The following is a 15309-nucleotide window of genomic DNA, read 5'->3' as shown; positions in this document are numbered from 1 at the left end:
CAGGCAGACGAAATCCGGAAAGTTCGCGCACTCGTCGCCCCGAGGTCGTGATCCGGCGGACACCTCGGGACCGGGCGGACGGATCGGGAGCGTCCGGATACCCCGGGACCCTTCGGACGAACGGCGGGTCCGCGGGAGCGAACTCCCACGGACCCGTACCGTCGGCCCGCGAACCGGCCGTCGCCGTGCGTCAGCCCTTGAGCGCCGGGGTGAGCGCCGCGTTGAACTCCTCCACCGTCAGCGGCGGGTTCTTGCTGCCCGCGACGGTCAGCGCCTTGCCGTCCATCTTCAGCGTCGGAGTGCCGGTGACCCCGCTCTTGTCGAAGGCGGCGGACATCTTCATCGCCCAGGCGTCGAAGGTGCCGTTCTCCACGTTCTTCTTGAACTCCGCGTTCCCCTTCAGCGCGGGGACCGAGTCCGCGACCTCCAGGAGGTAGGAGTCCTTGGCGAACTTGTCCTGGCTCTCCTCGGGGTGGAACTGCGTGGAGTACAGCGCCGCCTTGTACTTCATGAACGCCTCGGGGCTCACGTTCAGGGCCGCGCCCAGCGCCGAGAGGGCGTTCTTCGACCCCTCGCCCTGGTCGGCGTTGTCGATGAAGGTGGCGCCGACGTACTTCAGCCTGTACTTGCCGGCCTCCACGTCCTTGTCGACGGTCGCGCCCACCTGCTGCTCGAACTGCGCGCACACCGGGCAGCGCGAGTCCTCGTAGATCTCCAGGGTCTTCTTCGCGGACGGCTTGCCGACGACGACCGTCGTGCCGTCCGTGCCCTCGGTGTTCTTGGGCGCGGTGACGTCCGAGGCCTCGGCCGCCGCCTCCCAGTGGGACGGCTTGTTGGCCTGGACGACGGCGTAGCCGACACCGCCGGCGACCGCCAGGACGGCGACGGCCGACACGGCGACGGTCACCTGGCGGCGGACCTTCTCCTTCTTGGCCTGGCGTTCGCGCTCGACGCGCAGCCGCTCGCGGGCGGCAGCCTTGTTGGCGTGGCTGTTGCGTGCGCTCATGATCGTGATCTCCGTGAAAGTCGAAAGCCCGGACGGGCGAAAGGCGGGACTGCGAGGGCTCAGGCGAGGACGAAGCCCGGGCGCGGCGGTCCCCGCCGTCCGACGGAGTGCACGAGAAGACGGGTACGACGGGACCGGCGCGGCCGGTCCAGGGGGCGCCCGCCGCGCCCACGAGCCGTGCGCGGGGTGCCGAAGAGCGCGACGACGAGCATCAGGGGGCGGAACGCGAAGGCGGCCATCGCGGAGAGCAGCCGGGCGAGCGCCCGCTCGCCGTGCCGCAGCCAGGCCGCCGCGAACAGGCCGACCGACACATGGGCGGCGAGCAGCAGCCACGGCAGGGCCGGGGCGGGGGAGCTCAGCAGCGCGGCCGCGGTCCCGCTCTCGGGGCCGGCGACGCCCGGCAGCGGAGTACCGAGGGCGCCGCCGCACAGCACGTCCACGCCCACCGAGCGCAGCGAACCGGCGACCGGGCCGCCGGACGGGCCGTAACAGACCGTCTGGCCGGCGGTGAAGACCGTGTCGGCCGCCAGCTCCAGCGGGACGAGCAGCCCGGCGATCGGCCAGAAGCGACGCTCCCGGCCGGCCAGGGCGTACGCGACGGCGAAGACGCCGACCGTGAGCAGCCCCACGGTCAGGAGGGGCAGCGGCACCTGGGACAGCAGCACGTGCGAGCCGGCGGACAGCGTCACGACCAGTGCCGTGAAGAGCGCCGCCCGCAGCCCTCTGAGCCGCGTCCCTGATATGTCCATAGCGGAGGAAGTCTGCCACGCCCGCCCGTAAGAGGCCCCTAAGGGCGAGCTGTGAGAAGGGTCGCCGAACCGGGGACCGGCCTACAGGCCCGGGATCCGGCCGTTGCGGAACAGGTCCACGAAGATCTGGTGGTCCGCACGCGCGCGTGCCCCGTAGCCGTGCGCGAAGTCGACCAGCAGCTCCGCGAAGCCGTCCTCGTCGGCCGCGATCGCCGCGTCGATGGCCCGCTCCGTCGAGAACGGCACCAGGGAGTGCCCGCTGGAGTCGTCGGCCGCCGCGTGCATGGTCGCCGTCGCCCGCCCCAGGTCGGCCACGGTCGCCGCGATCTCCGCCGGGTCGTCGATGTCCGACCAGTCCAGGTCCACCGCGTACGGCGAGACCTCGGCGACCAGCTGCCCGGAGCCGTCCAGCTCGGTCCAGCCCAGCCACGGGTCGGCGTGCGCCTGAAGGGCCCGCTGGGAGATGACCGTGCGGTGGCCCTCGTGCTGGAAGTACTCCCGTACCGCCGCGTCCGTGACATGGCGCGACACCGCCGGCGTCTGCGCCTGCTTCATGTAGATGACGACGTCGTTCTCCAGGGCGTCGCTGTTGCCCTCCAGGAGGATGTTGTACGACGGGAGACCGGCCGAGCCGATGCCGATCCCGCGCCGCCCCACGACGTCCTTGACCCGGTAGGAGTCGGGGCGCGCGAGCGAGGACTCCGGCAGGGTCTCCAGATAGCCGTCGAAGGCCGCAAGCACCTTGTAGCGGGTGGCCGCGTCCAGCTCGACGGAGCCGCCGCCGGAGGAGAAGCGGCGCTCGAACTCACGGATCTCCGTCATCGAGTCCAGGAGCCCGAAGCGGGTCAGCGAGCGGGCGACGCGCAGGGCGCCCAGGAGGGGGCCCTCGGCGGTGTCCAGGGTGAAGGGCGGCAGCTCGTCGTCCTTGGAGCCGGTCGCCAGGGCGTGGATCCGCTCGCGATAGGCGGCGGCGTAGATCCGTACCAGCTCCGTGATCTGCTCGTCGCTGAGCGCCTTCGTGTAGCCGATCAGCGCGAGCGAGGCGGAGAGCCGCTTCAGGTCCCAGGTGAAGGGGCCGACGTACGCCTCGTCGAAGTCGTTGACGTTGAAGATCAGCCGGCCGTTGGCGTCCATGTACGTGCCGAAGTTCTCCGCGTGCAGATCGCCGTGGATCCACACCCGGCCGGTCCGCTCGTCCAGGTACGGGCCGCTGGGCTCGCTGCCGCCCACCCGACCGGTGTGCTCCGCCTCCAGATCCGCGTAGAAGAGGCACGCCGTGCCCCGGTAGAAGGCGAAGGCGGAGCCGGCCATCTTGCGGAACTTCACGCGGAAGGCGGCCGGGTCGGCGGCGAGCAGCTCGCCGAAGGCGGTGTCGAAGACGGTGAGGATCTGCTCACCGCGCGCGGCGGCGGTGGGCTGGGGGACCGACATCGAGGGTGCCTCCTGGTGCAAGACTGTTCATGACAATTAGGACAGGCGTTCTGCGTCTCTCAACGCGCGACGGTACCGCCGAGTGCCCGCGGCCTGTCAGTCCGGAGACGTAGACTTCCACGCTGTCCCCCCAGAATTTCATCGGAGGCATGCCGTCGTGACCAAGCCGCCCTTCACGCACCTTCACGTACACACCCAGTACTCGCTGCTGGACGGTGCCGCGCGGCTCAAGGACATGTTCGACGCGTGCAACGAGATGGGCATGACCCACATCGCCATGTCCGACCACGGCAACCTCCACGGGGCGTACGACTTCTTCCACACGGCCAAGAAGGCCGGCGTGACGCCGATCATCGGCATCGAGGCGTACGTCGCCCCGGAGTCCCGGCGCAACAAGCGGAAGATCCAGTGGGGCCAGCCGCACCAGAAGCGGGACGACGTCTCCGGTTCGGGCGGTTACACCCACAAGACGATCTGGGCGGCGAACAACACCGGACTGCACAACCTCTTCCGGCTCTCCTCCGACGCGTACGCCGAGGGCTGGCTCCAGAAGTGGCCCCGGATGGACAAGGAGACCATCTCCCAGTGGTCCGAGGGGCTCATCGCCTCCACCGGCTGCCCCTCCGGCGAGCTGCAGACCCGGCTGCGCCTCGGCCAGTTCGACGAGGCCCTGAAGTCCGCCTCCGAGTACCAGGACATCTTCGGCAAGGACCGGTACTTCCTGGAGCTGATGGACCACGGCATCGAGATCGAGCGGCGCGTCCGCGACGGGCTCCTGGAGATCGGCAAGAAGCTCGGCATCCCGCCGCTGGTCACCAACGACTCGCACTACACGTACGCGCACGAGGCGACCGCCCACGACGCGCTGCTGTGCATCCAGACCGGCAAGAACCTCTCCGACCCGGACCGGTTCAAGTTCGACGGCACGGGCTACTACCTGAAGTCCACGGACGAGATGTACGCCGTCGACTCCTCGGACGCCTGGCAGGAGGGCTGCCGCAACACGCTGCTCGTCGCCGAGCAGGTCAGCACCGACGGCATGTTCGTCGAGAAGAACCTCATGCCGAAGTTCGACATCCCCGAGGGCTACACCGAGGTCTCCTGGTTCCGCGAGGAGACCATGCGCGGCATGGCGCGCCGCTTCCCGGACGGCATCCCGGACGACCGCATGAAGCAGGTCGAGTACGAGATGGACACCATCATCTCGATGGGCTTCCCCGGCTACTTCCTCGTCGTCGCCGACTTCATCATGTGGGCCAAGAAGCAGGGCATCGCCGTCGGCCCCGGCCGAGGCTCCGCGGCCGGCTCGATCGTCGCGTACGCCATGGGCATCACCGACCTCGACCCGATCCCGCACGGACTGATCTTCGAGCGCTTCCTCAACCCCGAGCGCGTCTCGATGCCCGATGTCGACATCGACTTCGACGAGCGCCGGCGCGTCGAGGTGATCCGGTACGTGACGGAGAAGTACGGCTCCGACAAGGTCGCCATGATCGGCACGTACGGCAAGATCAAGGCGAAGAACGCCATCAAGGACTCGGCCCGTGTCCTCGGCTACCCGTACGCCATGGGCGACCGGCTCACCAAGGCGATGCCCGCCGACGTCCTCGGCAAGGGCATCGACCTCAACGGCATCACCGACCCCTCGCACCCGCGCTACAGCGAGGCGGGCGAGATCCGGGCGATGTACGAGAACGAGCCCGACGTGAAGAAGGTCATCGACACCGCCAAGGGCGTGGAGGGCCTCGTCCGGCAGATGGGTGTGCACGCGGCCGGCGTGATCATGTCCAGCGAGCCCATCGTCGACCACGCGCCGATCTGGGTGCGGCACACGGACGGCGTGACCATCACGCAGTGGGACTATCCCCAGTGCGAGTCGCTCGGCCTGCTGAAGATGGACTTCCTGGGCCTGCGGAACCTGACCATCATGGACGACGCCGTCAAGATGGTGAAGGCCAACAAGGGGCTCGACCTCGACCTGCTGGCCCTGCCGCTGGACGACCCGAAGACCTTCGAACTGCTCCAGCGCGGCGACACCCTCGGCGTCTTCCAGTTCGACGGCGGCCCCATGCGCTCGCTGCTGCGGCTGATGAAGCCCGACAACTTCGAAGACATCTCCGCCGTGTCCGCCCTGTACCGGCCGGGCCCGATGGGCATGAACTCGCACACGAACTACGCCCTGCGCAAGAACAAGCAGCAGGAGATCACCCCGATCCACCCCGAGCTGGAGAAGCCGCTCGAAGAGGTGCTCGCGGTCACCTACGGCCTGATCGTCTACCAGGAGCAGGTGCAGAAGGCCGCCCAGATCATCGCCGGGTACTCCCTCGGCGAGGCCGACATCCTCCGCCGCGTGATGGGCAAGAAGAAGCCCGAGGAGCTGGCGAAGAACTTCGTCCTCTTCCAGAAGGGCGCCCGGGAGAAGGGCTACAGCGACGAGGCGATCCAGGCCCTGTGGGACGTCCTGGTCCCCTTCGCCGGCTACGCCTTCAACAAGGCGCACTCCGCCGCGTACGGCCTGGTCTCCTACTGGACGGCGTACCTCAAGGCCAACTACCCGGCCGAGTACATGGCCGGTCTGCTGACCTCGGTCAAGGACGACAAGGACAAGTCCGCGGTCTACCTGAACGAGTGCCGCCGCATGGGCATCAAGGTCCTGCCGCCGAACGTCAACGAGTCCGAGTCGAACTTCGCCGCCCAGGGCGACGACGTGATCCTCTTCGGCCTCTCCGCCGTCCGCAACGTCGGTACCAACGTCGTCGAGTCGATCATCAAGTCGCGCAAGGCCAAGGGGAAGTACTCCACGTTCCCCGACTTCCTCGACAAGGTCGAGGCGGTCGTCTGCAACAAGCGGACCATCGAGTCGCTGATCAAGGCCGGCGCCTTCGACGAGATGGGCCACACCCGCAAGAGCCTGGTCGCCCACCACGAGCCGATGATCGACAACGTGGTCGCGGTCAAGCGCAAGGAGGCCGAGGGACAGTTCGACCTCTTCGGCGGCATGGGCGACGAGGCGAGCGACGAGCCCGGCTTCGGCCTGGACGTGGAGTTCTCCGACCTGGAGTGGGAGAAGTCCTACCTGCTCGCCCAGGAGCGCGAGATGCTCGGCCTCTACGTCTCCGACCACCCGCTCTTCGGCATCGAGCACGTCCTCTCGGACAAGACGGACGCGGCGATCTCCCAGCTGACCGGCGGCGAGCACTCCGACGGTGCCGTGGTCACCATCGGCGGCATCATCTCCGGCCTCCAGCGCAAGATGACCAAGCAGGGCAACGCCTGGGCCATCGCCACCGTCGAGGACCTGGCCGGCTCCATCGAGTGCATGTTCTTCCCGGCCACGTACCAGCTGGTGTCCACCCAGCTCGTCGAGGACACGGTCGTCTTCGTCAAGGGCCGCCTCGACAAGCGCGAGGACGTGCCCCGGCTGGTCGCCATGGAGCTGATGGTCCCCGACCTGTCGAACGCCGGGACCAACGCGCCCGTCATCCTCACCATCCCGACCGTGAAGGTCACCCCGCCGATGATCAGCCGGCTCGGCGAGATCCTCGGGCACCACAAGGGCAACACCGAGGTACGGATCAAGCTCCAGGGCCCCCGCACGACGACCGTCCTGCGGCTCGACCGGCACCGGGTCCAGCCCGACCCCGCACTCTTCGGCGACCTGAAGGTGCTGCTCGGCCCGTCCTGCCTGGCCGGCTGACGGCCGGACCCCCGGCGCGGACGCCGGGACACACGCGCGGAAGGGGCGCGCCCGTCGTCACGGGTGCGCCCCTTCCGGGGTTACGCGCGATCAGTTGTGACCGAAGCGCTTCTGCCGGCCCTTGCGGGCCATGTCGCCGGGAGTCACCTGCGAGGCGCGCTGCTCGGCCTGCGACTCCATCGAGGACTGCTGCGCCTGCTGGGCGCCGCGCTCGGCCTGCGAGGACTGCTGACTGCGGTTCTGCTTTCGATTCTTGGCCATGGTGATGCCTCCTCAAAGGGATCTCGGGCTCAGGGCCGCTGTCAGACTCACACATGGGGTGAACCGTCGCATTTTGGATCATTACCGACAGTGAGGGGAGTGCCGGGGGGTGGCGGAGTGATATTCGCCACGCCGATGATCCAGTTCCGACGGTCTACCTCCCCACGTTCGGGCAGACTCGAAGGAAATCCGAAGCAACTTCCGATCCCGAGGTTCCCGAAAGAGGGTGGAACACGTGGACCGCTGCGTCGTTCTGGTGGACGCCGGCTATCTGCTGGGCGCCGCCGCGAGCCTTCTCGCCGGGGAACCGGCCCGCTCCCGGATCACCGTCGATCACGCCGCCCTCATCCAGGGCCTGCGCGAACGGGCCGAGGCGGACACCGAACAGCCCCTGCTCCGCATCTACTGGTTCGACGGCGCACCCGACCGCGTCCCCCAGCCGGAGCACCGCAGGCTGCGCGTGATGCCCCGGGTCACCGTCCGGCTCGGCGCCCTGACCCGCAGCGACGGCCGCTGGGCGCAGAAGGGCGTCGACGCCGCGATGCACGCCGAGCTCACCGAGCTGGCCAGGAACCGGGCCTGCTCCGACGTGGTCCTGGTGACCGGCGACGGCGATCTGCTGCCGGGCCTGATGTCCGCCAAGGAGCACGGCGTCGCCGTCCACCTCTGGGCGGTGCAGGCCGCCGACGGCGACTACAACCAGTCCGAGGACCTCGTCGCCGAGGCCGACGAACGCCGCGTCCTCGACCGGGCCTGGATCACCCGGGCCGTCCGCGCCAAGGACCTCAGCGGCCTCTGCGCGCCGCCGCCCGCCCCGCGCCCCGAGATCGCCGCCATCCTCTCCGCCCCGCTGCCCGAGTCGGCGCTCGCCGCCTCTGCCGAGCGGGCCGCCGCGGCGGCGGCCGCGGAAGCCGCCTCCGTGCACAACGGGGCGTCGGCCCCCGCCGACGCCGCGCCCCCGGACACCGAGGGCGGGCCGGCGTCCGCCGTTCCGGCGCCGGCCGCGGGCCGGGGCGTCCCCACGCCCAAGGACCTCGCCGGGCTGCGCGGACCCGGTGGCCCCGCCGCCCCGCCGGCCACCAACGCCACGCTGCGCTGGTCCTCCGACAAGGGCTGGATCGAGCGCCCCGGAGGCGCGCTCGGCGAGCCGGCCGAGACCGCCTCCCTGCCCACCCTCGCCCAGCTCACCAGCGCCGAACAGCGCTGGGCGGACCGCGAGGAGGACATCACCACCGTCGGCGGCGACCCCTTCGAGGTCGGGCAGGTGTTCGCCCGCCGCTGGATGGAGCGGCTCCCCGAGCAGAGCCACGTCCAGAAGCTCTCCGTGATGTACCCGAGGATCCCGCACCGCATCGACGGCGAACTGCTCCGGTACGCGGCCAGGTTCGGCCTGCTCGCGCACAAGGACGACCAGATCGACGAGCACGACCGGTACGCGATCCGGGCGGGGTTCTGGCGCGAGATCGATGTCCGGGCCGCCGCGGAACGCGCCCCCGCGGGGGAGTAGGCCGGGGGACCCCGTAGGCTCATCCCTCGTGAGTACGGTGTGCGTGGTGCGGGATCTGGTCAAGACGTACCCCGCCGCGCGCGCCCGCAGGGGGACGCCGGCGACCCCCGAGATCCGTGCCACCGACGGCATCAGCCTCGATGTCCACGGCGGCGAGATCTTCGGCCTGCTCGGGCCCAACGGCGCCGGCAAGTCGACGCTGGTCCGCCAGCTGACCGGGCTGATGTGCCCCGACTCCGGAACGGTCGAGCTGCTCGGCCACGATCTCGTGCGCCACCCGGAACGCGCCGCGCGCCTGCTCGCCTACCTCGGGCAGGAGTCGACCGCGCTCGACGAGCTGACGGTCGCGCTCGCCGCCGAGACCACCGGGCGGCTGCGCGGGCTGACCGCACGGGACGCGCGCGCCGCGACGGACGCCGTCCTGGAGGAGCTGGGCCTCACCGAGCTCGCCAGCCGCCCGCTGAAGAGGCTCTCGGGCGGACAGCGGCGGCTCGCCTGTGTCGCGACCGCCCTGGTGGGCGAGCGGCCGGTCCTGGTCCTCGACGAACCCACCACCGGCATGGACCCGATCGCCCGGCGGGCCGTCTGGTCCGCCGTCGACCGGCGGCGCGCCGAGCACGGCACCACCGTCCTGCTCGTCACCCACAACGTGATCGAGGCCGAGACCGTACTGGACCGGGTCGCCGTCCTGGAGCGGGGCCGGGTCATCGCCTGCGACACGCCGGCCGGGCTCAAGGAGCGCGTCGCGGGCGAGATCCGGGTCGATCTGGTGTGGCGCGAGCACGCCCCGCTGGACGTGCCCGAGGTCGCCGCGCTGCGCGGACTCGCCCAGGAGTCGGGCCGGCGCTGGACGTTCCGGCTCGCCCCGGACGAGGCGCGGGCGACGGTGGCGGCCGTGACGGGCGGGGCGGCGTTCGCGGCCCTGGACGACTTCACACTGGCCACGCCGAGCCTGGAGGACGTGTATCTGGCGCTGGGCGGCGAGACGCAGGGGCTGGTCAAGGCGTGAGGAGCTGTACGGAGTGAGTATCGTGCCCGCCCAGGCCGCGTCGGCGTCAGGACCGGCGTCAGGACCGGCGTCAGGACCGGCGTCGGGACCGGCGTCGGCCGAAGGCTCGGCGGCCCGGTCCGCCGGCGTGCCGGCCGGGAACCCGGCCGCCGCGCCGCTGGCGCCGCGTGCCCGGCTGCTGCCCGCCCTCGCCGCCGTGTACCGCGCACAGCTCTCGCGTGCCCGGGTCTCCCGGATACCCCTGCTCTTCGTGGCCACGTTCCAGTCCGTCGGGATCATGGTCCTGATGCGGGGGGTCGTCGACGGCGGGTCGGAGGCGCGCGCCGTCGTGGCGGGCTCGTCGGTGCTCGTGGTCGCGTTCGTCGCGCTCAACCTCCTCGCCCAGTACTTCGGGCAGCTGCGGGCGACCGGCGGCCTCGACCACTACGCCACGCTGCCGGTGCCGCCCGCCGCGGTCGTGCTCGGAGCGGCGGGGGCGTACGCCTCCTTCACGGTGCCGGGGACCGTGGTGACCGCGGTCATCGGCTCACTGCTCTTCGGACTGCCGCTCGGTCATCTGTGGATCCTCGCGGCGGTCGTGCCGCTGGCGGGGGCCGCGCTGGCCGGTCTCGGGGCGGCGCTCGGGCTGCTCGCGCCGCGTCAGGAGTTCGCGACGCTCCTCGGTCAGCTGGGCATGTCGGCCGCGCTGCTGCTCGGCGTGCTGCCGGCGGAGCGGCTGCCCGGCCCGATCGGCTGGGCGCGGGACCTGCTGCCGTCGACGTACGGCGTGGAGGCGCTGGCCCGTACGTTCGACGCGCACCCGGACTGGGCGGCGGTCGGGCTCGACCTCGCGGTGTGCGGGGCGGTCGGGGTGGTCTCGCTCGCGGTGGCGACCTGGGCGTACCGGCGGGCGGCGGTCCGCTGAGGCGGGCCGCTCCCGTACCTGGCACGATGGCGGTGTGACCGCACCTCTGACACCGCCTCACCAGCCGCCGAACGATGCCGTGCCGCCGCACGGCTGGCCGGCGCACCATCCGCCGTCGCCCTCGGGGGACGGTGCCCCGAGCGTGGCCAAGGAGCTCCGGCAGGCCGCCGTGGTGGCCGCGGTCTCGGCGGTCGCCGGGGCGGCGCTGGGGCTGCTGTGGCTGTGGCTGGCGCCGCGCGTTCCGCTGATCTCGGACGGCAAGGCGGTGTTCCTGCGCAACAGCGAGGGCGAGTCGGCGGTCGGGGCGGACGGAACGTTCGTCCTGCTGGCGCTCGGGTTCGGGGCGGTGGCGGCGGCGCTCGTCTTCCTGTTCCACCGGCACGGCGGTGTGGCGCTGGTGCTCGCGCTGGCGGCGGGCGGGGTGCTCGGTTCGCTGCTCGGCTGGGGCGTGGGCACGGCCCTGGGACCGACGCACGACGTGGTCGCGCACGCGCGCGAGGTGGGGGCGGGCGTGCAGTTCGACGCGCCGCTGAAGCTGGAGATGTGGGCGGGGGCGATGCTGGCGTGGCCGCTCGCGGCGATGATCGTCCACCTGTCCCTGACGGCGCTCTTCGGCCCGAGGGACCCGGAACCGGACTGGCCCGAGCAGTCCTGACCCGCCCGGGCCCGGGGGCCCGGCCCTGCGGCTACGCGCGGCCGATGGGGGCGAGAACGGCCGTGGTGAGCGTGGTCAGGGCCTGGGGGGCGAGTTCGACCTCCAGGCCCCGGCGGCCCGCCGAGACGCAGATCGTGGCGTGCGCCGAGGCCGAGGCGTCCAGGACCGTGCGCAGGCGCTTGCGCTGGCCCAGCGGGGAGATGCCGCCGCGGACGTAGCCCGTCGTGCGTTCCGCCAGGGCAGGGTCCGCCATCGCCGCGCGTTTGCCGCCGACCGCCGTGGCCAGGGCCTTCAGGTCCAGCTGGCCGGCGACGGGGACGACGGCCACCGTCAGTTCGCCGTCGACGTCCGCGACCAGCGTCTTGAAGACCCGGTCGGGCGAGACACCGAGCGCCTCCGCAGCCTCCTCGCCGTACGAGGGCGACGCCGGGTCGTGGTCGTAGGAGTGGACGGTGAACGGCACGCCGGCCGTCGTCAGGGCCACCGTCGCCGGCGTGCCGCCCGTCTGCTTCTTCTGCTTCTTCGCCACCGCGCTCCTCCGTCAGTTCGGGCTCGTCGGCGCCCGGGTCAGCTCCACCGCCGGAAGCGACGGCAGATGCCGCAGCACGGCCGTCTCCGACCGGAGCAGCGTCAGCTCCTCCCTCAGCCGCGTCGCCGTGTCCGGTGCCTGCAGCAGTCGCTGCTTCGCCGGGATGTCGAGCACCGCGGCCGCCGCGACCAGGTACGACACCACCGACGGGTCGTCCGGCAGCTCGCTCGTCGTCAGCGACCGCTCCCGCGCCCCCGCCAGCCGCTTCTGGTAGCTCCGGAACGCCCGCAGCACACCCTCCGCGAGCGTGCCCGCCTCGTCGCCCTGCTCCTCCGGGATCTCCTCGACCTCGGCCGTAAGGAACGGTCCGGTCGCGTCCACCGACAGCAGCTTCACCCGGGTCGTCCCCGTCGCCATCACCTCGAAGCTGCCGTTCGACCGCTCCCGGATCGTCGCCGCGTCGGCGATGCAGCCCACCCGGTGGAACGCCTGGATCGGGTCGGGGCCGAAGCCCGCGGCGGGCCCCTTCTCCGGCAGCGCCGTCTGGTCCGGCAACCCCGGCGCCGTCGGCGCGACCTCACGGCCGTCGCGGATCGCGACGACGGCGAACCGGCGCGGTTCCGACTCGTCGGTCTTGAGCAGCTCGCGCATCATGGCGCGATACCGCTCCTCGAACACGTTCAGGGGCAGCACGAGGCCCGGGAACAGCACCGCGTTGAGCGGAAAGAGAGGCAGGCTGGCGGTGGTCACAGCGGTCAAGAGTAATGGCCGTCGGGCACACCCCGTCCGGCCCGTCCGGCTCCGGTTCCGCGCGGTGCCCCCGCGCGGCCCGCCTCGGCCCGCACCAGGTCCCTCGTCTCCAGGAAGGCCGCGAGCGGATCGTCCTCGACCAGCCCCCACGGAAACGTCGTCGCGTACGGGCCGATCTTGCGGAACTCCTCCAGCGCGTCCGCCCAGCGCCCCCGCCTGACCAGCACGTACACCAGCAGGTTGCGGACCTCGGCCGCCCACGGATCCCCATCGGGGAACTCTGCCGACAGCGCGATGCCCCGGTCCGCCGCGGCGTCGATCCGGTGACCGTGGAGGGGGAACGGGTCGGCGAGGAGCTGGGCGAAGGCGGCGTTGACCGGGAGCGCCCGGGCCAGGGTGCCCGGCGGAGCGTCCTCGGCGGCCTGCTCCGCGAAGTCGAAGCACTCGTGGTGCGAGCCGTACCACTGGGCCGACAGATAGCGCAGCGCGGCGACATGGCAGCCGTAGTGGTGCGGGGAGCGGCGCACGGCCTGCTCCCACAGCGCCTCGAAGGCCGTGTGCCCGGCATGGGTGCCCCGCGCGTGGTCCAGGGCGAGCCGCCAGGGCACCGGGTCGCGCGGCGAGGCCTCGGCGGCCGCGTCGATCAGCGGTCCGAGCTCGCGCAGCCGCTCGGAGCGGGCCGGCGACTCCCAGGCCCTGCGCACCGCCAGCTCCGCCTTGACGAGCAGCGCGTCCGGGTCGCGGGGAGAGACGGCCAGCCAGTGGGCCAGCCACTCGTCACGGCTGTACGCGAAGGTGGCGAGCCGCGCCACGTACCGGTCGCGCTTCTCCCACTCGGCCGCGTCCCGGGTCGTCGCCAGCAGCTTCGCGGCGGGTTCGGGGTCGGCGAGCGCCGCCGCCACCAGGGCCGGGGCGAGCCTGTCGTCCGGCGCGTCGAGCAGCACGTCGTCGTCCGGCGGCAGCGCGGCGTCGAGCCGCGGTGCAAGCAGGACCATCCGGGCGGTGCCGATCAGGGCGCGGAGCAGAGACATCGTGCGGACCATTCAAAAACCGCAGGTGGGGGCGGCGCCAGTGGGGGACTGTGAAGCTTTGGTAGCGGCGGGAAAGTTGTCCTGCGGGAGGTCAAGACAGCGTAAAGAAAGGGGTGGGAGTCGGCACAATCCGCCCCCCACGCCCCACCCGTCACCCTCGTCGCAACAGCCTCGACGCCCCCGCCGCCACCGTCGTCGCCAGCACCCAGCCGAGCAGGATGAGCGCCGTCGCGGCCCACTGCCACAGGCCCTCCAGCCGCCAGTAGCCGTCCTGGCCGAGATTGATCACCGGCAGCAGCAGATCCAGCGCGTACAGCGTGGCGTTCCAGTTGGGCGACTCCTCCGCCTTCAGCGGCACCGGGTCGTAGCGCGAGAACGCCAGCGCCCCCGCCGCCCAGAGCACCGCCATCCACAGCGCCGCCCGGCCCGGCCGGTAGCCGTACGCCACCGTCCAGTCCTGGAGGTAGCCCCAGAGCTTCCCGGCCACCGGCAGCGTCTCCCGGCGCCGCCGCTGCTTGGCGAGCAGCACGACCCGGGCGTCCGCGTCCTCCCCGCTGTTGCGCAGCACCGTCGCCAGCCGTTCGTACGGCTCAGGGGCGTATTCGGGGGTCGCCGCCGCCACCCACTCCAGACGGCGCGTCAGCGGAAAGTGTCCGTACGGCACGAGGTTCTCGTAGACGAAACCGTTCATCGACAGGCCCCCCGGGCCCGGCCAGCTCGTGGACAGGTCGATCAGCGTCACCACCCGGGCGCCGTTGAGCACCACCCGCCCCTCCTCCGGGCGCTCCCCGTTGAACCGCAGCTCGGGCGTGGCGATCCTGCGCAGCGACACCTCCTCCCGGCTCGCCCCGTTCAGCATGAACCGCGCGTAGTGCAGGTCGACCGCATCGCCGAACCGCCCGTCGTCGAGGCGCACCCCGCCATGGCACTCCACGGGCTTGCGCCGGGCGCCGCGCACCGGGGTGTACCCCACGCCGTACGGAGGAGTGGCCGTCGAGTTCCCCGAGCCCTCGTACACCCACGCCGCGTTCAGATAGAGCGAGCGCTCCACCGTCAGCTGCGGAGCGTTCAGCGCGCGCCGCTGCTGCGCGCCGCGCAGCACGCTGCCCCGCAGGCTCAGTGACACGCCCACCTTCGCCCCGCGCAGGCTCAGCTCCCCGTACGCCTCGATCAGCTCGGCCTGGAGGTCCTGCGCCACCACCAGCCCGTCGGCGGTGATCGCCCGGCCGCGCCGGTCCGGCCACACCTGGATCTGGTTGATCAGCAGATCGGTGCCTATCTGGGCGTCCGTCAGCCGGATCCCCCGCTGCACCCGGCAGCGCGGCAGATGCAGATCCCCCTCCGTGTGCAGCCGCGCCGCCTCAAGGCGCGGTATCGCGCACTCCACCATCCGGACCGTGCCGAAACGCGCCTCCGGCAGCACGATCTCCTGGTCGAAACGGCAGCGGTTCCACTCCACGTACGGGTCGATCGTCCCGCCGGCCAGATTGAGCACGCCGGTGATCCGCACCCCGCGCAGCTTCAGGGCGGCGACCCGTCCGGCGCGCGCCTGCGGGCCGTCGAGCAGCAGCAGCGCCACCACCTCGGCGCGCACACTGCGCTGCTCGCCCCACGCCTCCGCCCCGAACGGGTCGTCCCGTGCCGCGTCCCCCTCGCTCAGATCACAGCTCCTGCCGATCCGGAAAGCCCGCCACATGGCCCGCTCCGGGCCCGTCAGACCGTCCGGCATTCCGTCCTCGTGCGGCTCGGTCACTGCCGCCCCCTCGCTTTCCACGAACCC

At 71.7% G+C, this 15309-nt stretch carries 13 protein-coding genes; 5 read left to right on the top strand and 8 right to left on the bottom strand.

What is annotated here, in order from left to right; translation table 11 throughout:
- Positions 1-190 precede the first annotated feature (190 nt).
- The 3 genes from ACFVGW_RS07610 to ACFVGW_RS07600 all read right to left on the bottom strand — a co-directional run bounded on the left by ACFVGW_RS07610 (position 191) and on the right by ACFVGW_RS07600 (position 3186).
- Positions 191-1006: a DsbA family protein gene (locus ACFVGW_RS07610; protein ID WP_352190520.1), complete on the bottom strand. Its 816-nt coding sequence runs from the start codon at positions 1004-1006 to the stop codon at positions 191-193.
- A 59-nt stretch (positions 1007-1065) separates the two neighbouring features.
- The gene (locus ACFVGW_RS07605; RefSeq protein ID WP_385851200.1) at positions 1066-1755 is read right to left on the bottom strand and encodes a hypothetical protein; all 690 of its coding nucleotides are present in this window, start codon (positions 1753-1755) and stop codon (positions 1066-1068) included.
- Positions 1756-1836: 81 nt separating this feature from the next.
- Complete coding sequence (locus ACFVGW_RS07600; RefSeq protein ID WP_385851199.1) at positions 1837-3186, bottom strand: DUF2252 domain-containing protein; 1350 nt, start codon at positions 3184-3186, stop codon at positions 1837-1839.
- Positions 3187-3343: 157 nt separating this feature from the next.
- On the opposite strand from ACFVGW_RS07600, the gene dnaE reads away from it, so the two are divergent.
- Entirely contained in the window at positions 3344-6883 is a 3540-nt protein-coding gene (gene dnaE / locus ACFVGW_RS07595; RefSeq protein WP_383221319.1) for a DNA polymerase III subunit alpha, read from the top strand.
- Between the two features lie 90 nt (positions 6884-6973).
- On the opposite strand, the gene ACFVGW_RS07590 is transcribed toward dnaE, so the two are convergent.
- A complete protein-coding gene (locus ACFVGW_RS07590; RefSeq protein WP_352190524.1) occupies positions 6974-7144 on the bottom strand; it encodes a hypothetical protein in 171 nt (56 codons plus the stop codon).
- 226 nt (positions 7145-7370) lie between these two features.
- On the opposite strand from ACFVGW_RS07590, the gene ACFVGW_RS07585 reads away from it, so the two are divergent.
- The 4 genes from ACFVGW_RS07585 to ACFVGW_RS07570 all read left to right on the top strand — a co-directional run bounded on the left by ACFVGW_RS07585 (position 7371) and on the right by ACFVGW_RS07570 (position 11219).
- A complete protein-coding gene (locus ACFVGW_RS07585) occupies positions 7371-8651 on the top strand; it encodes an NYN domain-containing protein (RefSeq protein WP_385851198.1) in 1281 nt (426 codons plus the stop codon).
- A gap of 43 nt (positions 8652-8694) precedes the next feature.
- The gene (locus ACFVGW_RS07580) at positions 8695-9660 is read left to right on the top strand and encodes an ABC transporter ATP-binding protein (protein ID WP_385851314.1); all 966 of its coding nucleotides are present in this window, start codon (positions 8695-8697) and stop codon (positions 9658-9660) included.
- A 127-nt stretch (positions 9661-9787) separates the two neighbouring features.
- Entirely contained in the window at positions 9788-10564 is a 777-nt protein-coding gene (locus ACFVGW_RS07575; protein ID WP_385851313.1) for an ABC transporter permease, read from the top strand.
- A gap of 34 nt (positions 10565-10598) precedes the next feature.
- Complete coding sequence (locus tag ACFVGW_RS07570; RefSeq protein WP_383221314.1) at positions 10599-11219, top strand: DUF2567 domain-containing protein; 621 nt, start codon at positions 10599-10601, stop codon at positions 11217-11219.
- Between the two features lie 31 nt (positions 11220-11250).
- On the opposite strand, the gene ybaK is transcribed toward ACFVGW_RS07570, so the two are convergent.
- The 4 genes from ybaK to ACFVGW_RS07550 all read right to left on the bottom strand — a co-directional run bounded on the left by ybaK (position 11251) and on the right by ACFVGW_RS07550 (position 15282).
- The gene (gene ybaK / locus ACFVGW_RS07565; RefSeq protein ID WP_385851197.1) at positions 11251-11748 is read right to left on the bottom strand and encodes a Cys-tRNA(Pro) deacylase; all 498 of its coding nucleotides are present in this window, start codon (positions 11746-11748) and stop codon (positions 11251-11253) included.
- Positions 11749-11760: 12 nt separating this feature from the next.
- Entirely contained in the window at positions 11761-12498 is a 738-nt protein-coding gene (locus ACFVGW_RS07560) for an LON peptidase substrate-binding domain-containing protein (RefSeq protein WP_385851196.1), read from the bottom strand.
- Between the two features lie 5 nt (positions 12499-12503).
- Positions 12504-13541, bottom strand: coding sequence for a hypothetical protein (locus ACFVGW_RS07555; protein ID WP_385851195.1), 1038 nt, complete (start codon positions 13539-13541; stop codon positions 12504-12506).
- Between the two features lie 139 nt (positions 13542-13680).
- Entirely contained in the window at positions 13681-15282 is a 1602-nt protein-coding gene (locus tag ACFVGW_RS07550; RefSeq protein ID WP_385851194.1) for an oxidoreductase, read from the bottom strand.
- Positions 15283-15309: the final 27 nt, after the last annotated feature.

Origin of the sequence: Streptomyces sp. NPDC127129 (assembly GCF_042671585.1) — a bacterium.
Classification (GTDB): Bacteria; Actinomycetota; Actinomycetes; order Streptomycetales; family Streptomycetaceae; genus Streptomyces.
The sequence above is the reverse complement of the archived record's forward strand: the minus strand, read 5'-3'. Positions and strand labels throughout refer to the sequence as shown.

Bases quoted from the DNA above. Each gene is read 5' to 3' on its own strand.
- ACFVGW_RS07610 (WP_352190520.1), bottom strand. From the start codon at position 1,006: ATGAGCGCACGCAACAGCCACGCCAACAAGGCTGCCGCCCGCGAGCGG.
- ACFVGW_RS07605 (WP_385851200.1), bottom strand. From the start codon at position 1,755: ATGGACATATCAGGGACGCGGCTCAGAGGGCTGCGGGCGGCGCTCTTC.
- ACFVGW_RS07600 (WP_385851199.1), bottom strand. From the start codon at position 3,186: ATGTCGGTCCCCCAGCCCACCGCCGCCGCGCGCGGTGAGCAGATCCTC.
- ACFVGW_RS07590 (WP_352190524.1), bottom strand. From the start codon at position 7,144: ATGGCCAAGAATCGAAAGCAGAACCGCAGTCAGCAGTCCTCGCAGGCC.
- ACFVGW_RS07555 (WP_385851195.1), bottom strand. From the start codon at position 13,541: ATGGTCCGCACGATGTCTCTGCTCCGCGCCCTGATCGGCACCGCCCGG.